Below are 22,319 nucleotides of genomic sequence, written 5' to 3' on the forward strand. Positions count from 1 at the left end.
AAAGCAGTTCCCTTGGCACACCTTCTTGGCGGCGAAAACCTCACGGTTTCCTACGCAACCCGCACCGTCCTGGACGGCATCACCTTGGGACTGGAGGAAGGGGACCGGATCGGCGTGGTGGGCCGCAACGGCGACGGCAAGTCCACGCTGATGCGGCTGCTGGCCCTGCGCTCCACGCCGGACTCCGGCCGGGTCACCAAGCGCGGCGACGTCAATGTGGGGTACCTGGACCAGAGCGACGTCCTCGACGGCGACCTGACGGTGGGTGCTGCGATCGTGGGGGACCAGGCGGACTATGAATGGGCCCGGAACCCGCGGATCCGGGAAATCATGGGCGGCCTCGTGTCCGACGTCGACTGGCACGCGAACGTGCACGCCCTCTCCGGCGGCCAGAAGCGCCGGGTGGCCCTGGCCAAGCTCCTTATCGAGGACCACGACGTCATCATGCTGGATGAGCCCACCAACCACCTCGACGTCGAAGGGGTGGCCTGGCTGGCGCGGCACCTGAAGACGCGCTGGCGGGCCAACCAGGGCGCCTTCCTGGTGGTCACCCACGACCGTTGGTTCCTCGACGAAGTCTGCACCAAGACGTGGGAAGTCCACGACGGCATCGTGGACCCTTTCGAGGGCGGCTATGCCGCCTATGTGCTGGCCCGCGCCGAGCGCGACCGGATGGCATCCGTGGTGGAAAGCAAGCGCCAGCAGCTGGTCAAGAAGGAACTCGCCTGGCTCCGGCGCGGCGCCCCCGCCCGCACTGCCAAGCCCAAGTTCCGGATCGAGGCAGCCAACGCGCTCATCGCCGATGTTCCGGCTCCCCGCGACTCGATGGCGCTGAGCAAGATGGCCACCGCGCGCCAGGGCAAGGACGTCCTGGACCTTGAGAACGTGTCCCTGAACTTCCAGGGCGACGACGGCAGGAAGCTCTTCGACAACATCACCCTCAGGCTCGCGCCGGGGGAGCGCCTGGGCCTGGTGGGCGTCAACGGTGCCGGCAAGACCACCCTCCTGAAGCTGCTCAACGGCGAGGTCGCGCCCGACGCCGGCAAGCGCAAGCAGGGCAAAACGGTGGTCACCGCCGTGCTCACGCAGGAGGTCAAGGAGCTCGACGACGTCGCGGACCTGCGCGTCATCGAGGTGATCGAGCGGGAAAAGCGGTCCTTCAACGTGGGCGGCAAGGAATTCACGGCCGGCCAGCTGGTGGAGCAGCTCGGGTTCACCAACCAGAAGCAGTGGACCCCCGTCAAGGACCTGTCCGGTGGTGAGCGACGCCGCCTGCAGCTGCTCCGGCTGCTGGTGGGCGAGCCCAATGTGCTGATGCTCGACGAACCCACGAACGACCTCGATACAGACACCCTGGCCGCCGTGGAGGATGTGCTGGATGGCTGGCCGGGCACGCTGGTGGTGGTCAGCCACGACCGGTACCTGCTTGAACGCGTCACCGACCACCAGATGGCGCTGCTGGGCGACGGCAAGCTCCGCGGCCTGCCCGGCGGCGTGGACCAGTACCTTGAGCTGCGCGAGGCCGCACTCGCCGGATCCACAGTGACCGGCGGCGGAAACCCCGTTACCAGCGCCGGAAGCCAGGGCGCAACAGCAGCCGCAGGGTCGGGCCCCTCCGAGGCGGAGAAGCGCGAAGCCCGCAAGGCCCTGAACAGGATCGAGCGGCAGCTCAAGAAGCTGGACCAAGAGGAAAAGAAGCTCCACGACCTGATGCTGAAGACCACCGAGGCCGGCGACTTCGACAAGCTCGCCGACCAGAACAAGCAGCTCAAGGACCTCACGGACGAAAAGGACGCCCTGGAACTGGAGTGGCTGGAGTCCTCCGAACTCCTGGGCGATTGACAAAGGCGACGTGCGCACAAGCGGCGTCGGGGGCCTTCGTGTAGTCGCGCATCGCGGCGCATCGTGGCGTGGAGGTCGCCCAGCGACCGAAACGTCACCTATGCGCTGTGTCTAAGCGACGGCGAAGGGCCCCTGCGCTGCGAACGGAACCGAAACTAAGGCTCCGACTGCAGCTCCGGCTCCTTTTTGAGGCCGGTGAGGCCGTTCCAAGCGAGGTTGACCAGGTGCGCGGCAACTGTGTGTTTGTCGGGTTGGCGGCTGTCCTGCCACCACTGGCCGGTCATGGCCACCATGCCCACGAGCATCTGGGCGTACATGGCTCCGTCCTCGCCGCTGAGGCCGCGGCGGGAGAACTCGTCGGAGAGGATGTGCTCCACGCGGGCCGTGACGTGGGAGAGCAGGGTGGAGAACGCGCCTTCAGGCTGGGACGGGGGAGCGTCGCGCATCAGGATCCGGAAACCCTCCGTGCGTTCCTCGATGTAGGTGAGCAGGGCCAGGGCCGCCCGTTCGACGAGGACGCGCGGCTTGGCTTGCTCGGTCAGGGAGGCGTTGACGGCGTCCAGCAGGATGTGGAATTCGCAGTCCACCACTTCGGTGTACAGCCCTTCCTTGGAACCGAAGTGTTCGTAGATGACCGGTTTGGACACCCCCGCGCAGGCGGCGACTTCCTCGATGGTGGTTCCGTCCAGCCCCCGGGCGGCGAAAAGGCCGCGGCCGACGTCGATCAGCTGGCTTCGGCGCTGCAGGCCAGTCATCCGCATCCGCGGAAGGTTGTTGCTCACCTTCCCATCATGCCCCACCGCCGGCGGCGCGATTCAGCGGGACGGGCGGGAGCCGGACGCCCCGTGTCGCGCGGGGCCCTGAACCCGTGGCAAAATAGGGACTTGTGCCCGGGGCTTGAGTCTTCCGGCACGGTCCGCTCTGGTGTAACGGCAGCACCCCGGCCTTTGGAGCCGTGGAGTATAGGTTCGAATCCTATGGGCGGAACTGCTGCGCGGGGCGCGATCACGAGGATGGCACCCGGTGCCCGGCGGCCTGGCCCGCGGGGTTCCGCCAAGCGCCAGCACAACGAAGCAAGGAGAGCCCGTACGTGATCCCCGAGAATGCCGGCCCGGCCGCTGTAATTGTTCTGGCAGCAGGCGCCGGTACCCGGATGAAATCGCGTACCCCCAAGATCCTGCACGAAATCGGCGGCCTGTCCATGGTGGGCCACGCCCTCCGCGCCGCCCGCAGCATCGCCCCCCAGCGCCTTGCCATTGTGGTGCGGCATGAACGCGACCTGGTGGAAGCCCACGTGGCTGCGCTGGACCCGCAGGCAGTGATCGTGGACCAGGACGATGTCCCGGGCACGGGCCGGGCCGTTGAAGCCGCGCTTGAGGCGCTGCACGCCGACCAGGACCTTACCGGCACCGTCGTGGTGACCTACGGCGACGTGCCGCTGCTGTCCGGCGACCTTCTGACCGAACTCGTTGCCACCCATGAGCGCGAAGGCAACGCCGTCACGGTCCTCACGGCGGTCCTGGACGACGCCGCCGGTTACGGCCGCATCCTCCGTGGCGAGGACGGCTCCGTCACCGGCATCCGCGAACACAAGGATGCCTCGGAGGCGGAACGGTTGATCCGCGAGGTCAATTCGGGGATCTACGCCTTCGACGCCGCGGTGCTCCGTGCCGCGCTGGCCAAGGTGACCACCGACAACGCCCAGGGCGAGAAATACCTCACCGATGTGCTGGGACTGGCACGCGAGGCAGGCGGCCGCGTTGCCGCCGTCGTCACCGCCGACCGCTGGCAGGTGGAGGGCGCCAATGACCGCGTCCAGCTCGCCGCCCTCGGTGCAGAGCTGAACCGCCGCACCGTGGAAGCCTGGATGCGGGCCGGCGTGACCGTGGTGGATCCGTCCACCACCTGGATCGACTCCTCGGTCACGCTGGACGAGGACGTCCGCCTGCTGCCCAACACCCAGCTGCACGGCGCCACCAGCGTGGCGAGGGACGCCGTCGTGGGCCCGGACACCACCCTGACCGACGTCGAAGTCGGCGAGGGCGCTACGGTGGTCCGCACCCATGGTTCCGGCTCGGTGATCGGCCCGCGCGCCGCCGTCGGCCCCTTCACCTACCTTCGCCCCGGCACCGTCCTGGGGGAGAAGGGCAAGATCGGTGCCTTCTACGAAACCAAGAACGTCACCATCGGCCGCGGCTCGAAGCTGTCCCACCTGGGATACGCCGGGGATGCGGAAATCGGCGAGGACACCAACATCGGCTGCGGCAACATCACGGCCAATTACGACGGCGAGAAGAAGCACCGCACCGTCATCGGCTCGGGTGTCCGCACAGGCTCCAACACGGTCTTTGTTGCCCCGGTCACCGTGGGGGACGGCGCCTACAGCGGCGCCGGCGCGGTGATCCGCAAGGACGTGCCGGCCGGTGCCCTCGCGCTGAGCATCGCCGCCCAGCGCAACACCGAAGGCTGGGTCCCGGCGCACCGCCCGGGGACCCGCTCCGCCGAACTGGCCGAAGCGGCCACCCATGACTCCTCAAGTACCCCGGCATCTACAGAAGAGGGCAAGTAACAATGAGCGAAATTACGGCGCACGGCGAGAAGAAGCTGGTGCTCGCCTCCGGGCGGGCACATCCTGAGCTGGCAAGGGAAATCGCCAAGGAGCTCGGCACCGAACTCCTCCCGCTGGATGCCTACGACTTCGCCAACGGTGAGATCTACGTCCGGGCTGGTGAAAGCGTCCGCGGTACCGACGCCTTCGTGATCCAGGCCCACCCGGCCCCGCTGAACAACCACCTCATGGAACAGCTGATCATGATCGATTCGCTGAAGCGCGCCTCCGCCAAGCGGATCACCGTGGTCTCGCCGTTCTACCCCTATGCCCGCCAGGACAAGAAAGGCCGCGGCCGCGAACCCATCTCCGCGCGGCTGGTGGCGGACCTCTACAAGACCGCCGGCGCGGACCGCATCATGAGCGTGGACCTGCACACTTCCCAGATCCAGGGCTTCTTCGACGGCCCGGTTGACCACCTGATGGCCATCCCGCTGCTGGCCGACTACATCCGCACCCGGGTGGGTTCTGACAACATCACCGTGGTGTCGCCGGACACCGGCCGTGTCCGCGTCGCAGAGCAGTGGGCCGAACGGCTGGGCGGCGCGCCCCTGGCCTTCGTGCACAAGAGCCGCGACCTCACCGTCCCCAACCAGGCCGTCTCCAAGACCGTCGTGGGCCAGATCGAGGGCCGCACCTGCGTCCTGATCGATGACATGATCGACACCGGCGGAACGATCTCCGGCGCCGTCACCGTCCTGAAGAACGCCGGCGCCAAGGATGTCATCATCGCGGCCACCCACGCCGTCTTCTCCGACCCCGCAGCCCGGCGCCTCTCCGAGTCCGGCGCGCGCGAAGTGGTGGTCACCAACACCCTGCCGCTGAATTCGTCCCAGCGCTTCCCGCAGCTTACGGTGCTTTCCATCGCGCCCTTGATTGCCAGGGCGATCCGTGAAGTGTTCGACGACGGTTCGGTCACCAGCCTTTTCGACGGCAAGGCCTAAGGCAGTACTTGGCGACACCCCGCGGGCGGGAGCCGGCGGGGTTTGGGCGCCCTCCGGCAGGGTTTCCTGGGCGTGCCTGCGGGCTCAGGGGGCCGGTGGGGATTTAAGGAAATGGTCCCCCCACTGGTAAACTTTCAGGCGATACCTTGGCGAGGGAGGGCATAGCCTCCGTTATCGACTGGGTCTGCAGGTCCCTTCGCAGGGACCGCCTTCTTGAAGGGCCGCCTCCGGGCCGCCCGGCGTTGAAGGTCATCCCAGACCTCCGCCCTTGCTGAACACCGTTTAGTCTTCAAGGAGATATCCATGTCTGAGCAGAAGCTCGCAGCAGAACTGCGCACCGAATTCGGCAAGGGCTACGCCCGCCGTGCACGGATGGCCAACCTGATCCCCGCCGTCATCTACGGCCACGGTGCAGAGCCCATCCACGTCACGCTCCCGGCCAAGGCCACCACCCTCGCGGTCCGCACCCCCAACGCCCTGCTGTCCCTGGACATCAACGGCGAAGGCCACCTGGCCCTGGTCAAGGACATCCAGCGCGATCCCGTAAAGCAGATCATCGAGCACATCGACCTCCTGACCGTCCGCCAGGGCGAAAAGGTCACGGTTGACGTTCCGGTCCACGTTGAAGGCGAAACCGCACCCGGCACCGTCCACAACCTGGAACTGACCGTCGTGTCCCTCGAGGCCGAGGCAACCCACCTGCCCACCGCCGTCGAGGTCAGCGTTGAAGGCCGCGCCGCCGGCGAGCACATCCACGCCTCCGACCTGGTCCTGCCCAAGGGCACCGTCCTCCTCACGGACGCTGAGGCACTCGTGGTGAACATCTCCGAGGCCGTCGAAATCGCCGAGGAAACTGAAACCGAAGCTGCCGCCGAGGGCGAAGCAGAGGAAGCTCCTGCAGCAGAAGAAGCCGCAGCAGAGTAACCACTCCGCAGTTCCCGCAGTGGCCGGACCCCCGAGGGGCCCGGCCACTGCCATGTCCGCGGGTCCCCGTCCTCCCGGACACTGCCACCCCCGTCCCCGCCGCCCCCTAGGATTGAACCCATGACTGACACCTGGCTGATCGTTGGCCTCGGCAACCCCGGCACGCAGTACCAAGGCAACAGGCATAACGTGGGCCAGATGGTGCTCGATGAACTCGCCGGCCGTATTGGTGCCGGTTTCAAGACCCACAAGGCCCGCGCCCAGGTCCTCGAAGGCCGGCTGGGCATTGGCGGCCCCAGGGTGGTCCTGGCGAAGCCGATGAGCTACATGAACGTCTCCGGCGGCCCCGTCTCCGCCCTGGCCAACTTCTATGGCATCCCCGCAGACCATGTTGTCGCGGTGCATGACGAAATCGACATCCCCTTCAACACGGTCAAACTTAAGCTCGGTGGCGGGGAAGGCGGCCACAACGGGTTGCGGGACATCTCCAAGGCGCTCGGTACCAAGGACTACCTGCGGGTCCGCGTAGGGGTGGGACGGCCGCCCGGACGGATGGACACCGCCGACTTTGTCCTCCGGGACTTCGGCACCGCGGAGCAGAAGGAATTACCCTTCCTGCTGGACGATGCCGCCGACGCCGTAGAGTCCCTGCTCCGTGAAGGGCTCACCGCGGCGCAGCAGAGGTTCCACCCTGCCAAAACGGAAATACGCCAACCGGAATCGTAAAAGTTCCTTCCGGCCCTGTTTCCCTGTCTGTGGCACAGGGTACTCTTCTTCCTATGCGGGGGAGCAATGGGGCTACATCCCGCTAATGCAGGATGTAGGGGAAAAGTTCATGTCAATCGAGCCACTCAGCTGGGGACGTGGGTCAACGCCGCAAGGTGACGGGCTGCCCACGCCAACCTCCGGGGCACCGGAGGGCAAGCAATGGTCCATGCCTGCACGAAGCGCCAACCTCGACGCCGTCCGCACCGCCCTGACCAGCGAAAACTCCCTGGGTGTGGTGATCACCGGCCCCAGGGGAGTTGGTAAGTCCTCCCTTGCCCGCGCCGCCGTGGCGGACCTTGGCCCCGATGTCTGGTCCCTGCAGCTCAGGAGTGGGCCTTCGGGGTCCGCCACCCCCTACGGATGCCTGTCATTCCTGCTGGCCCGGCTGCCGCAGGCCTACATGGGCTCGCCCACCGCCATCCTCCGGGGGATCACCTCCTTGATCCGCAGCGACGCCGCCGGCAGGCCCTGCATCATCACGCTGGACACTTCCGCCTGCATCGACGACATGAGCGCGGGCGTGCTGCTGAACGTCCTGCTGACCGGCACGGCGAAAATCGTTGCCGTCGCCCCCAACTCCAGCGACCTCCCGGCTGATTTCCACTGGCTGCTGACGGACCGGAAGCTGACAGAAGTACGGCTCAGCAACCTCAACGAGCTGCAAACCAGGCAGGTGCTGCTGTCCCTGCTGGGCCACCGGGTCGCTTCCTCCCTGGTCAGCACCTACCACCAGATGGTGGGCGGGAATCCGCTGCTGCTCAAGGCCCTGGTCACCGAACAGCAGCTCTCCGGAAACCTGGTCCTTTCCGAGTCGGTCTGGACGTTGCGGGACAAGGTGGTCCTCGACGGTGCCGCCAGCCTCGACGACATTGTCCGCTCCCGCTGGTCACGGGAAACGCCCGAAACCCGGGAGGTCATCGAGATGCTCTCCTGTGCCCGCCGGGTGGAGTTGTCCAGCCTCACCGCTATCTACGGCGCGGACGTGGTCGCGGACATGGAGGACGGCGCGCTGCTCGAGATCGACGACTCCGAGAACCGCTGGGTATCGCTGCGCGAGAAGTACATCGGGGACGTTGTCAGGACCTGGCTGAGTATCTCCCGGCGGCGCGAGCTTCGCAACGTACTCCTGGGCGGCAGGGAACCGGACCCGGCAACCATGACGGTGGATGAACTGATGTCGTTCGCCGCCTGGACCCACGAATGCGAGGCCGAACTGGCTCCCGCGCTGGCGCTGGCCGCCGCCGAGGCGGCCGTCCAGCTCTTCGACCCCCGGTTCGCCCTGACCTACGCGGAGATGCTGCAGCGGACGGACGCCGGCTGGGCGTCCGCGCAGCGGCAAAAGGCGGCGGCATACCTCCAGCTGGACATGCCGGACCAAGCCTTGTCAGCCCTGGAAACTATTTCCCGGCCCGAGCTCGAGGCCCTCGATCCCGAAGAATATGCCCAGGTCATTGCCGCCAAGGCGCGGGTGATGCGCTTCCTCCCTGAGCGCGAGGGCAAGGTCCCCGAGCTGCTCGCCACCGCCAGGGAATGGCTGGACAGGACGGCGCAGCATCAGGTCTGGCCTGCGCCCGCAGCCGTGGCGGCCAACCGCATCGCCTTGAGCGAATTCGAATACCAGGCCCACTCCGGTGATTACGCTGCCATGATCCCCGCGCTGGAACGGGCGGCCGATCCCGACGCCAATCCGGACACCGCGTTCCGGTTCCAGTCCGCCATCACCCTGATGAGTGCCCTGGCGCTGACCGGGCGGGAGATGGACGCCTTGAGTCTTATGCGGCAACTCGGCGGCCAGCTCACTGACGCCTCGCACGTTGTCGGCCTCCGTGAGCGCTACACGAGGGAGGCCTACTTCGTCCTGCTGGTGGCGGGCCAGTGGCGGCGCTGCATCGACCTCCTCAGCCCCTTCAGTAGCGGGCAGTCCCACCGGCTGCCCTACCGCAGCGCCGCCACCGAACTCGCGGCCGGAGTGGCCTTCGCTTTCTCGGGACGGGGCGAGGCGGCCCTTGAACCCCTGATCTCCGCCGCTGCGCAACTGGAGCTGCAACCAGTCCAGGCGGCCCTCCGGACGGCATACGCCGCCACGGCCCTGGCCTATGCGCAGACCGGGAACGCCGCCTTTGCCCGTAAATACCTGGCCAAGCTGCAAAGGACACCCGGCAAGGCCGGGTTCGCAACGGAGAGCATCATCGAGTTCTGCGCCCTCGTCGCCGGGCGCTGGCTGGGTGACTCCGAGGCCGTGGGCGGGCTGAAACAGGGTGCCCGGCGCAACCTGGAGGCAGGCAGGCACACCCTGGGCGGCCTGTACCTGCTGGCCGCAACCGTGAACGGCAGCGATACCGATTTCCGTCTTCTGGAGGACATCGCAGGCCATCGGCAGGGTCCGCTGGCCGAAGTTTCACGGCTGATCGCCCTCGGGAGCAGGACGAAGGACGCCAAGGCGCTGCTTGCCGGCGGCGAACTCGCAGCAACACTGGAGCTGGATGCCGTTGAAGCCCGGTGCATGGCGCTGGCGGTGGATTTCGCCCGCCACGACGGGGACGCCCTCTCGGCGAGGACCGCGCAGGCGCGGCTGGACATCCTGGCAGCCACTGTGTCCAACCTGCCTATCGTGCCCAGCAGCGGAAGTCCACTGTTGACCAGCCGGGAACGCCAAATTGCCCGGATGGCCGGCCGCGGCGCCTCAAACCGTGACATTGCCATGGAAATGGGCGTGTCGGTCCGCACCGTGGAAGGCCACCTGTACCAGGTCTTCACTAAGCTGGGCGTGACTTCAAGGGGTGATCTGACTGGACTCGTCTAACGGCCACAAGCCGACGGCCGCGCACCGGCTCCTTACCGGCCGCCGGGAGCCGGTGGAGCGGATCTGCAACCTGGTCCGGAACGGCACCCACCAGGCGGTGTTCATCATGGCCGGCCCCGGCATCGGGAAGTCGGCCGTGACGGATGCCGTGACGGATCGGCTCGCAGGAACCATGAGCATCCTGCGGATCCATGCCAGTTCCGCCCTGGCGGGGGTTCCCTTCGGTGTCCTCACCCCGTACACCGGGGACCTCACCGCTGAAGAGTCCGTCTCACCCGTGGCGGTGCTCCGCTCCATGTGGTCGTATTTCGAGAAGCTCAAGGGGGCCGGCAGTTCACCGGTCCTGCTGGCGGTGGACGATGCCCACCACCTGGATGACGCCTCGGCAGGCGTTCTCGCCGAGGTGATTTCGGCCGGATGGGCAACGGTGGTGGCCGCAGCCCGTCCGCGGCCGGGCCTGCCGCAGCCGTTGGACCAGCTTTGGTACGACGGCCTTGCCGAGCGCGTTGACCTCCGTCCCCTCAACCATGAACAGATCGAAGAGGTCCTGGCCCACATCCTTGACGGAACAGTTCCCAATGCCACCGTGGATGCCATCTGGAATGCCTCCGGAGGAAATCCGCGGCTGCTTGATGCCTTGCTCCATGACGCCGCCGAAGCCGGCGTGCTGGCCAAGCGCAACGGCATCTGGATGCTGCTGGGGGCACTGCCCGCGGACGGTGCCCGGCTCGCAGCAGTGGTGGCCAAAGACCATCTCCGGCGGGGGCCCGAGGAACAGGAAGCCCTGAAGCTCATTGCCCTGGCCGGGCCCGTGGGCCGCAAGGTTATCGAAGACATCAGCGGGGCAGCAGTGGTCCGTTCCCTGCTGGACCAGCAGATGATCGTCGAAGCCCCCGGCATCCCCGCTGAACTTTCCATGTGGAACGGGCTTTTCGCCGGGGCCATCCGGAACACCGTCTCCGTCTCCCGCAGCCTCCAGCTCCTCGAAAAGGTCAAAGCCCACCAGAACCCCACCCAGCTCCAGGGGGAGGGCCGGCTGCGGTCGGTGGAATGGGCCCTGGAGTGTGGCATCCGGGTCGGCGACGAGGATATGCTGGCGGCAGCGAAAGAGGCCCTGCTGAGGTTCCGCAACCACAGCGCGCGTTCCATTGCCGCCCGCATCCACCACCCCCCGCTGGTTCCGCTGGCCCAGGCCATCCAGGCCCGGGCGCTGTACAACGACGGGGCGTATGCGGACGCAGCGGTCCTCCTGGACGGATGCTGGCTCCCGCTGGCCAATGACACGGAGGGGCCGGCTGTCCTGATGCTCAGAGTCGCCGCGCACCAGGCCACCGGCCGTCCGGTGGGGGCAGTGGCGGAGGACGTCGAAAAACACTCAGCACAGTCCGGCGGTGAAGGCACCTGGCAGGAAGAACTGCTGCACCTTTTGCAGCTCGGCGCCGACGTCAACGTCCAGGCCTTGGACGACGCCGTCAACGGGATGCGGACGCGCCGCACCGGGGCAGGCGGGGAACCGCTGCGGGCTTTGGCAGAGGGACTCCTGGCCCATGCGCTTGCGGCTGCCGGGCGTCCCGTAGAGGGCCTCGACGCGGCCCTGCTGGCAGCCTCGGAGCTGCCACCGCTGGAAGGCAGCCTGTTCTTCTTCCCCGAATTCGTGCTGGGGAGGCTCGTCTCCGACTACCTGGCCATGGGCGAATGGGAGTCGGCAGAGCGGGAGATCAACCATTACGCCGCGGCCAACAGCCCGGGGGCGGCAACCTTCAACGGGAGCCTGCAGCTGCTCCGGGGCTACTCGCTGCTTCGCCAGGGGAGGATGGAGCGCGCCTACCAGATCCTGCTGCCGGCCGTCGAGGCGCTGAGGCTCAACGACCCCCTGCAGCTGTATCGGTTTGGTACCGCACTGGGCTTCTATTCGGCAGCGCGGCTTGGGGATGCGGAACAGGCGCGGCGCCTGGAACAGGACCACAAAGACGCCGCAGCCGGCTGGCCCGCCCACGACCTCCTCGCCGAAGCCTACGTGGCAGCAGCCGCCGAGTACCTGGCCCGTGACGGCAAGGGCCTGGCCGCACTGCAGACCCTGATGACCACCACGGACGCTTCCGCGCGCACCGGCAACCTCCTTGAAGTCCTTGCCATGTGCTGGGACCTGGGGGATCCCTCCGTTGTGCCCATGGTGCAGGCGGCCGCCCGGGGCGTTGAAGGCCGGTGGGCGGAAGCCCTCCTGACCCTGGCCACCGCCTGGGAGCGCGCAGACGGCGATACCCTCATGGCAACGGCTGCCTCGCTGGAGGAGGCAGGCTTTGTGAACCTTGCCCGGGAAGCCTATGCCCGTGCCAGCACCGTACTGGAGCAGGCCGGAGAACGACGCCGGTCCCGCCAGGCCGTCGCCCAGCGGGAGAAATGCGACCACGAACTGGGTGAACGGTTCCGGGAAGGCCGCTTCATTGCTGCGGCGCCCGCCGTCCGCCTCACCCGGCGTGAGCAGGACATCGTGGAGCTGGCGGTGCAGGGCCTGACCGACCGGGAGATCGCCCAGCGGCTCATGGTCTCCGTCCGGACGGTGGAAGGCCACCTCTACCGGACCTACGTCAAGCTTGGCGTCCGCAGCCGCGACGAGCTCGAGTCGGCCCTGCCCAAATAAGCCCTGCCCAAATAAGCCCTGCCCAAATAAGCCCTGCCCAAATAAGTCCTGCCCAAATAAGTCCCGCCCGGATTGCGCCTGCCCCTCCCTGGCGCTGCCCCGCGCCTCCGCCGTCCCCGGGATTTTTGCCAGTGCTCCCAGGCGTTCCGGCGCGCCATCTACTACCGGCGCGTAACCGCTGGGCGCCCCGGTAGTACTGCCCCGTCGATTCGAGTACTGCCTACTCGTGTACGGGAGGCTGCTACCGGATTTACTTAAGGAGGCAAAGCAAAGCGGCCGGCTGGACGCCGCGGAGCAGCCAAACAGGACATTGAGGCCCACTCAACTCCCGGTCCCGCAGGGGCCGGGCTGAGACGGGGCCGGCGGCGTCAGAGTCTTCTGAGACCGAGACTCTCCCCCCAGCCGTCGCCGGCCCTCTGCTCCCTCGGCTGAAGCCCGGGGCAGCTGTGGCGGCCGCCCCTCCCGGGCGGCCGCCACAGCCGTGTGTGGGACAATTGGGTGTCAGCCATTGGCAGCCCAAGGAGTTCGTTTTGGCCGTAGTATCAACGCCAGCCACGCTGGAACGCGCCGTCCCTGCCATGGATAACGCCGAGGTGCTGCGCATCCGCAACGACTTCCCGGTCCTGAACCAACTGGTCAACGGGCAGCCGCTGGTCTACCTGGACTCCGGGGCCACGTCGCAGAACCCGTTGAGCGTCATCGAAGCCGAACAGGAGTTCTACGAACAGCGGAACGCCGCTGTCCACCGGGGTGCCCACCATCTGGCGGTGGAGGCAACCGAGGTCTTTGAGGACGCCCGGCAGACCATGGCCGACTTCATCGGTGCCGACTACGTGGAAACCATCTGGACGTCGAACGCCACCGAGGGCTTGAACCTCCTGTCCTATGCACTGTCCAACGCAGGGCTGTGGGCAGCCCAGGGGCGCGGAGACCAAGCGCTGAAGGGACTGGCGCTGAAGCCCGGCGACGAGATCGTGGTAACGGAAATGGAACACCACGCCAACCTGATCCCATGGCAGGAACTGGCATTCCGGACCGGGGCCACCCTCCGCTACATTCCCATCGCGGATGACGGCACCCTCCGCATGGACCAGGCCGCGGACATCATCGGCCCGCGCACCAAGGTCCTTGCCTTCACCCATGCCTCCAACGTCCTGGGAATTATCAACCCGGTGCAGGAACTGACGGCCCTCGGGCACGACGCCGGCGCCCTGGTGGTGCTGGACGCGTGCCAGTCGGCGCCGCACCTGCCCCTTGACGTGAAGGAGCTGGACGTGGACTTCGCGGTCTTCTCCGGCCACAAGATGCTTGCCCCCACCGGAATCGGGGTGCTGTACGGCCGGCAGGAGCTCCTGGACATCCTGCCCCCGTTCCTGACCGGCGGATCGATGATCACCACCGTCACCATGGAACGGGCGGAGTACCTTCCGGCGCCCCAGCGTTTCGAGGCCGGGACCCAGCGCATTTCCCAGGCAGTTGCCCTCGCAGCAGCCGCCAACTACCTGACCGAAACGGGGCTGGACCGCATCCACCGGTGGGAGTCAGACCTAGGCCAGCGCATGGTGGCGGGCCTGGAAGGCATCCCCGGCATCAGGGTCCTGGGCCCGGCCGCGGGCAGGGAACGGATCGGCCTTGCCGCCTTCGACGTCGAAGGTGTCCACGCCCACGACGTCGGGCAGTTTCTGGACTCCCGCGGCGTTGCCGTCCGCGTGGGGCACCACTGCGCCCAGCCGCTGCACCGGCGCCTTGGCCTGACCGCCACCACCCGCGCCAGCGCCTACCTCTACAACACTACCGAAGACGTGGACCGCTTCCTTGAAGCCGTGGCCGGCGTCCGGGCCTACTTCCGCGCCTAGCGGAGAACACGAAAGTTGACATCATGAGCCTTGACCAGCTGTACCAGCAGATCATCCTTGACCACTCAAAGGCCCGCCACGGCAGCGGCCTGGCCGCCACGGAAGCGCCGGATGGCACGTCCACCGGGCAGTCCCACCAGCTCAACCCGGTGTGCGGCGACGAGGTCACGCTCCGCCTGGCGGTCCAGGAGGGAAAGGTAGCCCAGATTGCCTGGGACGGGGCCGGCTGCTCCATCTCCATGGCGTCCGCATCGGTCCTGTCCGACCTCGCCGAGGGCATGACGGTAGCCGAGCTCCATGAAGTCATCGACAGCTTCCGGGAAGTCCTGCGCTCCCGGGGCAAAGTCCACGCCGATCCCGAACTGCTGGGGGACGCCGCCGCCTTCGAGGGAGTGGCGCGCTACGCGGCACGGGTCAAGTGCGCCATGATTTCCTGGGTGGCAGCCGAGGACGCGCTCAACCAGGCAGCCTAAGCCGGACAGCAAACAGCCCGGGCTTTCCTCCCGCAGGAGGAAAGCCCGGGCTGTTTCGTGCCACTACGGGTTGTTGCGTGCTCAGCCCAGCAGGCCGAGGACTCCGATCACGGCGGTGGCCAGCCCGAGCACCATGGAGATGCTTACCAGCACCACGTGGACGGTCAGGAACTTTGTTGCCTTGCCGGCGGCATCACGGGCGCGCGGATCCTTCATGACGCGGCGCAGGAACTGCGGCCACACCACCAGCGACCAGACACCGGCAACGATGAGGACCAGCGCGGCGAAGACGGGGAGCTGCACGGGCTAGTGGCTTTCCAGCCAGGCCTGCGCCTGGGCGGCCTGCAGGTTCAGCGCCTTGGCCACCATGGGCTCGGCGGCATCGGCGATCTTGCCACCGAGGAACGGCACGGAGGACTTCACGGCGCCCTCCAGTTCCACACGGGTTCCGCCGGCGTCGGCCACCAGCCGCTGGACGGCGGTGACATCAACGGGAGCGCCGGCAATCTTCAGCGAGATGTTGCTCTGGCGTGACCCGTCCGCGGCGGGCGCTTCCCAGTTCTCAACCTGGGTCACCTTGAGGTTCTCGCCAACGAACTTCCGGGCGATTTCGGGCAGCCGGGTGGTGGGCAGGGTGCGCACGGACGTGGTGTTGAAAGCCCCGGCGATGTCGCCGTCCACGGTGAAGGACTCGAGGCTGCCACCCACCAGCTGGCTGACGTGGCGCTGGAAATCCTCGTTCACCAGCACAGCGGCGACGCTGTCAACGGGGTGCGGAAGGGTGGTGGTTGCGCTCAGCGCCATGGGTCCTCCTGGGACGTGGGAACGGATTAAGCCTCCAACATCCTACGGGGTGGTGGCCGCGGGCTCCGCATCGGCCAGCTTCCGGGCGGTATCGGTGATGTTGCGGGCCATGGCCGGGAAGATCAGGCTATGGAACGGCAGGACCGCGAGCCAGTACAGCCTGCCGCTCAGCCCCTTGGGGAAGAAAATGGCGCGCTGCCGGTAGCGGCTGCCCGTCCCGTCCGGTTCCACGGAGAGCTCCAGCCAGGCACGTCCCGGGGCACGCATTTCGGCGCGCAGCCGGAGCAGCTTCCCACGTTCGATCCGCTCCACGCGCCACCAGTCCACCACCTCGCCGGCGGCCAGGGTGTGGGGGTGCCGGCGCCCGCGCAGCAGGCCGGCGCCGCCGGTCAGCTTGTCCAGCCAGCCCCGGACCTGCCACGCCAGCGGCAGCGAGTACCAGCCGTTGCGGCCCCCAATTCCTTCGATGACGGTCCACACATGGGCCGGGTCCACCTCGCCGTGGAAAGTCCTTTCGTCGATGTACACCTTGTGTCCGGCCCACTCCGGGTCGCTGGGCAGGGGATCCGAATCCGCGCCGGCATTCGCCCAGGTGGTCTCCACCTGGCCGTCCCGTTCCTTGCCCAGCGCCAGGGCCACCGCGGTCCGGTAAGGGGTCAGGCCGCCGTCGGGCTGCGGGATGTACTGGTCGATGTCGTGCTCGTTGGACACTGCGTCGTGCTGGAGCGACTGGACCAGCGGGACCGCCATGGACCACGGGATGGGGGTGGTCAGCGCCACCCAGATGCCTGCCAGCTTGGGCGCAGGGATGGGCAGCGCCAGCACCACCCGGTAGGGGAGGCCTGCTTCCGCAGAGTATTCCTGCATCATCCTGGCGTAGGTCAGCACCTGCCGGCAGCCGATATCGAACGTCCTGTTGATGGTGCCCTCGAGGGATGCGGCAGCCACCAGGTAGTAGAGAACGTCACGGACGGCGATGGCTTCGATCCGGTTCCGCACCCAGCTGGGCGCCGGCATCAGCGGCAGGGTTTCGGAGAGGTGGCGGATCATCTCGAAGGAGGCGGAACCGGAACCTATCACCACGCCGGCCTGGAACACCACGGCGTCCACCGGGCTGTCCAGGAAGACCTTGCCCACGGCCTCGCGCGAGCGCATGTGGGTGGAGAGTTCCACCCCTTGCGGGTGCAGGCCGCCCAGGTACACGATCCGGTGCACTCCCGCGGCGGCGGCAGCGTCCGCGGCGGTCCCGGCCATGGCCTTTTCCTTCGCTTCGAACCCGGCCCCGGCCGCCATGGAGTGGACCAGGTAGTAGAGGACGTCGACGCCGGCCAGCGCTTCCCGGAGGGCGTCGCCGTCGTCGAGGCTGCTTTGCACCACCTCCACCTTGCCCCGCCAGGGGACGCCGGCGATCTTGTCGGGGGAGCGGACCAGCACCTTCACCGTGTGGCCGGCTTCGAGCAGCCTGGGCACAAGCCGGCCGCCGATGTAGCCGGTGGCGCCGGTAACGAGGACGGTCCTGGGTGTTGGGGTGGCACTCATTGCGGTCATGTTGGCTCCTGTTCGTCCCTTGGAATTCGCAGCAGCTGCCCCTACGGACGGCCGCGCTGCGGAAAAGGCTGCGGAAATCGCTCGACCTTGCCAGCCTAGATCCATTCCCGCGAAAGACGGTTCCGTGCTGCCATGCCGTTCCTGCGCGGTAGGCTGGAAGTCCCGGGATTCGCAGCGAATTTCGGGTTTTCGCGTTGCCTGCTTGCTTTCGCTGAATACCACAGGAGCTTCTGCCATGAGTCTTCCCGGCCAGTCCGCCGCCGGCACATCCAGCACCGGGACGTCCGGCGCGGCCCCGTCGCTGGACGGACTGCGCCGCGCACTGGAACCGGACCAGACGTTCGCCCGGGTCCGGGCGGAGGCCGCCAGGGGCTTCGCCGTGCGCGGCCAGGACTATCAGATCAGCGCCCCCGCCGGCCTCCGCCCGGTGCTGCTGGCGGAGATGGCGGACGGGCTCGCCGCCGCCGTGGCAGGACAGTCCGACGCCGGGGAGCCGGGCGTGGTGCTGGCGGTAACGGCAACCGGCCGTGAAGCGGAAGACCTCTCCGCAGCACTGCGTGCCTACCTGCCCGCGGATTCGGTGGCCGAGTTTCCCAGCTGGGAGACCCTCCCGCATGAGCGTCTATCCCCGCGTTCGGACACCGTGGGGCGCCGGCTGTCTGTGCTGCGCCGCCTGGCACATCCGGAAAGTTCGACGGCGGGGCGGCTGCGCGTCGTCGTCGCTCCCGTCCGCGCCGTGGTCCAGCCCGTGGTGGCCGGCCTTGGGGACCTGGTTCCGGTCACGCTGAAGGTGGGCCAGGATGTTCCGTTCACCAGCGTGGTGAAGAGCCTCGCCGACGCTGCCTATGCGCGGGTGGACATGGTCACGCACCGGGGCGAGTTCGCGGTCCGTGGCGGCATCATCGACGTCTTCCCGCCCACGGAGGACCACCCCATCCGGGTGGAGTTCTTCGGCGACGAGGTGGACCAGATGCGCTGGTTCGCCGTGGCCGACCAGCGCTCGCTGTCCGCCCCGGGCATCCACCACCCCACCGAACTGCACGCCCCGCCGTGCCGCGAAATCCTGATCACCCCGTCGGTGATGTCCCGCGCCGCCACCCTCAAGTCCCAGCTTCCGGCCGCCGCGGACATGCTGGAGAAGATCGCCGGCGGCATCGCGGTGGAAGGAATGGAATCGCTGGCTCCGGTCCTGGTGGACGCCATGGTTCCGTTCGTGGACCAGCTGCCGGGCGATTCGATCGCCGTGGTGATCGAACCGGAGAAGGTGCGCACCCGCGCCCACGACCTCGCCGCCACCAACGAGGAATTCCTTGAGGCGGCCTGGTCCACAGCGTCCGACGGCGGGGCGGCACCTTTGGACCTCAGCTCGCAGGCGTCGGCCGCCCTCCATTCGGCGAGCTTCCGGTCGCTGGCAGAGACCCGTGGTTCCGCCCTGGCGCACGGCGTCTCCTGGTGGTCCATCACCTCGCTGGCGCAGGACGCGGAACTGCTGCCCGAGATCGATGTCCTGAACCTGCACGCCCGTGAACCGCGCGGCTACCAGGGTGACGTTGCCGAGATGATGGACTTCATCGGCTCGCACGTACGGGACCAGTGGCGGATCGTCGTGGCCACCGAGGGCCCCGGCCCGGCCCAGCGCCTGGCGGAACTCTTCCACGAGAACGACATCCCGTGCGCGAGCGTCGACAGCCTGGACCACGAGCCCCAGCCGGGCATCATCGAGGTGACCACTGCCGCCGTCGGCCGCGGTTTTGTCCTGGACGGGCTGAAGCTTGGCCTGCTGACCGAAGCCGACCTGCTGGGCCGCACCTCCGCCGGGTCCACCAAGGACATGCGGAAGATGCCCTCGAAGCGGCGCAACGCCGTCGACCCCCTCCAGCTGGTGGCGGGGGACCATGTGGTCCACGAACAGCACGGCATCGGCAGGTTCGTGGAACTCATCCAGCGCAAGGTTGCCGGCGGCGGCGACGGCGTCCGGGAATACCTGGTGCTGGAATACGCGCCCGCCAAGCGCGGCGCCCCCGGCGACCGCCTGTTCGTGCCGACGGACCAGCTGGACCAGGTGACCCGCTACGTTGGCGGCGACACCCCGGTCCTGAGCAAGATGGGCGGCGCTGACTGGGCCAGCACCAAGTCCAAGGCGCGCAAGGCCGTCAAGGAGATCGCCGGTGAGCTGATCCGGCTGTACTCGGCCCGGATGGCCTCCCGCGGGCACGCCTTCGGCCCCGACACCCCCTGGCAGCGCGAACTGGAGGAAGCCTTCCCATACGTGGAGACGCCGGACCAGCTGACCACCATCAACGAGGTCAAGGCGGACATGGAGCGCGAAATCCCCATGGACCGGCTGGTGTCCGGCGACGTCGGCTACGGCAAGACCGAGATCGCGGTCCGTGCTGCGTTCAAGGCCGTGCAGGACGGCAAGCAGGTGGCGGTGCTGGTGCCCACCACGCTGCTGGCCCAGCAGCACTACGAGACCTTCACGGAACGGTTCTCCGGCTTCCCATTGCGGGTGAAGCCGCTGTCCCGGTTTCAGTCCGCCAAGGAGTCCAAGGAAACCGCCGAGGGCGTCAAGAGCGGCGCCGTGGACGTGGTGATCGGCACCCACCGGCTGCTGTCCAAGGACTTCGAGTTCAAGGACCTGGGCCTGGTGATCGTGGACGAGGAGCAGCGGTTCGGCGTGGAGCACAAGGAAGCGCTGAAGAAGATGCGCACCAACGTGGACGTGCTGGCCATGAGTGCCACCCCGATTCCCCGCACCTTGGAGATGTCCCTGACCGGCATCCGGGAAACCTCCACACTGGCCACCCCGCCGGAGGAACGGCACCCGGTGCTGACCTACGTGGGCCCGTACACGGACAAGCAGACATCCGCCGCCATCCGCCGCGAGCTGATGCGCGAAGGGCAGGTGTTCCTGGTCCACAACCGGGTGTCCACCATCGAACGGACCGCGGCGAAGATCCGCGAACTGGTCCCGGAAGCCCGGGTGGAGGTGGCGCACGGCAAGATGTCCGAGAGCCGCCTGGAGCAAATCATCGTGGATTTCTGGGAGCGGCGCTTCGACGTTCTGGTGTGCACCACCATCATTGAGACCGGCCTGGACATCTCCAATGCCAACACCTTGATCGTGGACGGGGCGGATAAATACGGGCTGTCCCAGCTGCACCAGCTCCGCGGCCGTGTGGGCCGTGGCCGGGAACGCGCTTACGCCTACTTCCTGTACCCGTCGGAGAAACCCCTGGGCGAGGTGGCGCTGGAGCGGCTCAAGGCGGTGGCGGCCCACAACGAGCTGGGCGCCGGCATGCAGCTGGCCATGAAGGACCTGGAGATCCGTGGCGCCGGCAACCTGCTGGGCGGGGAACAGTCCGGCCACATCCAGGGTGTGGGCTTCGACCTGTACATCCGGCTTGTGGGCGAGGCCGTGGCGGACTTCCGCGGCGAAGCCGAGGAGAAGGCCGCCGAAATGAAGATTGAGCTGCCGGTCAACGCGCACCTGCCGCACGACTACGTTCCCGGCGAACGGCTCCGCCTCGAGGCCTACCGGAAGCTGGCCGCCGCCCTGACCAACGAGTCCATCGACGAGGTCCAGGCCGAGCTGGTGGACCGCTACGGCGAGTTGCCGCTGCCCGCGCAGAACCTGGTGGAAGTGGCGCGTTTCCGTGTTGCCGCCCGCGAGGCCGGCCTGTCCGACGTGGCGCTGCAGGGCAACTTCATCAAGTTCTCCCCGGCCACGCTCCCGGAGTCCAAGACCATGCGGCTGAACCGGATGTATCCGGGGTCGCAGTCCAAGCCAGCCATGGACGCCATCCTCATTCCCAAGCCCAAGACGGCACGGATCGGTGGCCGGGACCTCCAGGACGCCGAGATCCTGGAATGGGCCAACGGCGTCATCCGGAACATCTTCTCCGATGCCCCGCTGGCGGTGAGTTAGCACTTGATGGGAGGACATCACGCCGCGTCCGGAGCCGCGGCGTGGGTAGCTGTTGCCTCCACCGGCCCGTACACCCTGGGCTGGTACCCGCTGGATCCCACGGGCATCCTCATCGGCGGCATGGCCACGGCCGGCACCGCGCTGGTCTGCGACTGGGACCACCGGTCCAGCACGGTGGCCCATTCGCTGCCGCCGCTGTCCAACGTGATCGCCCGCGGCATTGAGAACGCCAGCGGCGGCCACCGGCAGGGTACGCACTCGATCCTGGGTGCGGCCTTCTTCGTCTTCCTCGCCGGCCTGGCATCGCAGGTCCACATGGAGACCGGATGGGGACGGCTGTCCATTGGGGCCGGGCTGCTGTGCATGTTCCTGATCAACATCGCCGCCAAGGCACTGAAGCTCTTTCCCAAGGGCGGCTTCATCTCCAACTGGATCTTCGCCCTGGTCATGGCCGGCCTGGTGACCGCCTACGCGCCGGAACAGTGGACCTGGCTCCCCACGTCCATGCTGATCGGGGTGGTGGTGCACATCGTCGGAGACCTCATCACCACCGGGGGAGTGCCGCTCCTGTGGCCGCTGGTGGTCCGGCCGCCGAAGATGCTGCGCCGGCTGCCCCTGTTGCGGAGCGTCTGGCGTGCCAACGGCGCATTGTCCGTACCGCTGCTGGGCCGGGCCGGCTCCAAGCGGGAGTGGCTGGTGCTGATCCCGGTGAGTGCGTACGCGATGGTGGGGATGTCCGTGGCCGGCTGGGCCATCGCCCAGCACCACTGGGGCCGGGTAGCGGCAGCCGCGGGGGCGTGGATCAAGCTCTGGTTCTAGCCGCCGGGCATCAGGGCCACCAGATGAGGAAGGGACCCCGGACATTGTCCGGGGTCCCTTCCTGTGCTGCGGCTGCGGTCTTTAGTGCTCGCCGGCGGAGTCCGAGCGGCCAAAGATGGTCTGCGGAAGCCAGAAGGCCAGCGCGAAGAGGACCAGGCACACGGCCATGGGCCACGGGTTGCCCAGGGTGAGGAAGGACAGCGAGTAGATGGAGCCGAGGAACAGGGCGAAGCAGATCACGAACAGGATCACGCTGGTGGCGAGGTTGTTTTCGTTCTGCGGGGTCCGAACGGCCTCGTTGTTGGACGCCGTGTTCCTGCTGGACGCGTTGACCTGGCTGGACATGTGTTCCTCCTTGGCC

Annotated in this window: 16 protein-coding genes and 1 tRNA gene; 12 read left to right on the forward strand and 5 right to left on the reverse strand. The window is 67.6% G+C overall.

The features are described from left to right. Positions 1–12 precede the first annotated feature (12 nt). Positions 13–1,842 (forward strand): ATP-binding cassette domain-containing protein, encoded by a 1,830-nt coding sequence (locus tag ACFVTD_RS06600; RefSeq protein WP_387559874.1) that lies wholly within the window; start codon positions 13–15, stop codon positions 1,840–1,842. A gap of 155 nt (positions 1,843–1,997) precedes the next feature. Here ACFVTD_RS06600 and ACFVTD_RS06605 read toward each other — a convergent pair whose 3' ends face one another. Beyond that, the gene (locus ACFVTD_RS06605) at positions 1,998–2,624 is read right to left on the reverse strand and encodes a TetR/AcrR family transcriptional regulator (protein WP_387559877.1); all 627 of its coding nucleotides are present in this window, start codon (positions 2,622–2,624) and stop codon (positions 1,998–2,000) included. Positions 2,625–2,757: 133 nt separating this feature from the next. Between ACFVTD_RS06605 and ACFVTD_RS06610 the strand changes: the two genes are divergently transcribed. The 9 genes from ACFVTD_RS06610 to sufU all read left to right on the forward strand — a co-directional run bounded on the left by ACFVTD_RS06610 (position 2,758) and on the right by sufU (position 14,859). Further along, positions 2,758–2,829: transfer RNA gene (locus ACFVTD_RS06610), tRNA-Gln, on the forward strand. A 103-nt stretch (positions 2,830–2,932) separates the two neighbouring features. Continuing rightward, positions 2,933–4,411: a bifunctional UDP-N-acetylglucosamine diphosphorylase/glucosamine-1-phosphate N-acetyltransferase GlmU gene (gene glmU, locus ACFVTD_RS06615; protein WP_387559880.1), complete on the forward strand. Its 1,479-nt coding sequence runs from the start codon at positions 2,933–2,935 to the stop codon at positions 4,409–4,411. Positions 4,412–4,413: 2 nt separating this feature from the next. After that, complete coding sequence (locus ACFVTD_RS06620) at positions 4,414–5,394, forward strand: ribose-phosphate diphosphokinase (protein ID WP_188569849.1); 981 nt, start codon at positions 4,414–4,416, stop codon at positions 5,392–5,394. 303 nt (positions 5,395–5,697) lie between these two features. Continuing rightward, positions 5,698–6,318: a 50S ribosomal protein L25/general stress protein Ctc gene (locus tag ACFVTD_RS06625; RefSeq protein WP_387559883.1), complete on the forward strand. Its 621-nt coding sequence runs from the start codon at positions 5,698–5,700 to the stop codon at positions 6,316–6,318. Positions 6,319–6,438: 120 nt separating this feature from the next. After that, entirely contained in the window at positions 6,439–7,044 is a 606-nt protein-coding gene (pth, locus tag ACFVTD_RS06630; RefSeq protein WP_387559885.1) for an aminoacyl-tRNA hydrolase, read from the forward strand. Positions 7,045–7,252: 208 nt separating this feature from the next. Then, complete coding sequence (locus tag ACFVTD_RS06635; protein ID WP_387559888.1) at positions 7,253–9,889, forward strand: LuxR C-terminal-related transcriptional regulator; 2,637 nt, start codon at positions 7,253–7,255, stop codon at positions 9,887–9,889. Between the two features lie 52 nt (positions 9,890–9,941). Next, positions 9,942–12,530 (forward strand): LuxR C-terminal-related transcriptional regulator, encoded by a 2,589-nt coding sequence (locus ACFVTD_RS06640; RefSeq protein WP_387559891.1) that lies wholly within the window; start codon positions 9,942–9,944, stop codon positions 12,528–12,530. 530 nt (positions 12,531–13,060) lie between these two features. After that, positions 13,061–14,386, forward strand: a complete 1,326-nt coding sequence (locus ACFVTD_RS06645) for a SufS family cysteine desulfurase (protein ID WP_387559894.1) — start codon at positions 13,061–13,063, stop codon at positions 14,384–14,386. Positions 14,387–14,409: 23 nt separating this feature from the next. Then, complete coding sequence (gene sufU, locus ACFVTD_RS06650; protein ID WP_387559897.1) at positions 14,410–14,859, forward strand: Fe-S cluster assembly sulfur transfer protein SufU; 450 nt, start codon at positions 14,410–14,412, stop codon at positions 14,857–14,859. Positions 14,860–14,940: 81 nt separating this feature from the next. Here the strand turns inward: sufU and ACFVTD_RS06655 are convergent, their stop codons facing one another. From ACFVTD_RS06655 to ACFVTD_RS06665, 3 genes are read right to left on the reverse strand one after another with little or no spacing between them, the layout of a single operon-like run. Further along, the gene (locus ACFVTD_RS06655; protein WP_142130627.1) at positions 14,941–15,162 is read right to left on the reverse strand and encodes an SCO4848 family membrane protein; all 222 of its coding nucleotides are present in this window, start codon (positions 15,160–15,162) and stop codon (positions 14,941–14,943) included. Positions 15,163–15,165: 3 nt separating this feature from the next. Continuing rightward, positions 15,166–15,663, reverse strand: coding sequence for a DUF2505 domain-containing protein (locus tag ACFVTD_RS06660; RefSeq protein WP_141161131.1), 498 nt, complete (start codon positions 15,661–15,663; stop codon positions 15,166–15,168). Between the two features lie 42 nt (positions 15,664–15,705). After that, on the reverse strand, positions 15,706–17,211 hold the full coding sequence (locus tag ACFVTD_RS06665) for an SDR family oxidoreductase (RefSeq protein ID WP_387559902.1): 1,506 nt from the start codon (positions 17,209–17,211) through the stop codon (positions 15,706–15,708). A 235-nt stretch (positions 17,212–17,446) separates the two neighbouring features. Between ACFVTD_RS06665 and mfd the strand changes: the two genes are divergently transcribed. Next, complete coding sequence (gene mfd / locus ACFVTD_RS06670; protein ID WP_387559905.1) at positions 17,447–21,139, forward strand: transcription-repair coupling factor; 3,693 nt, start codon at positions 17,447–17,449, stop codon at positions 21,137–21,139. Positions 21,140–21,145: 6 nt separating this feature from the next. Beyond that, on the forward strand, positions 21,146–21,958 hold the full coding sequence (locus ACFVTD_RS06675) for a metal-dependent hydrolase (RefSeq protein ID WP_387559908.1): 813 nt from the start codon (positions 21,146–21,148) through the stop codon (positions 21,956–21,958). An 81-nt stretch (positions 21,959–22,039) separates the two neighbouring features. Here ACFVTD_RS06675 and ACFVTD_RS06680 read toward each other — a convergent pair whose 3' ends face one another. Further along, complete coding sequence (locus ACFVTD_RS06680; protein WP_387559911.1) at positions 22,040–22,303, reverse strand: hypothetical protein; 264 nt, start codon at positions 22,301–22,303, stop codon at positions 22,040–22,042. Positions 22,304–22,319: the final 16 nt, after the last annotated feature.

This window comes from Pseudarthrobacter sp. NPDC058119 (genome assembly GCF_042884655.1).
Taxonomy (GTDB): Bacteria; Actinomycetota; Actinomycetes; order Actinomycetales; family Micrococcaceae; genus Arthrobacter.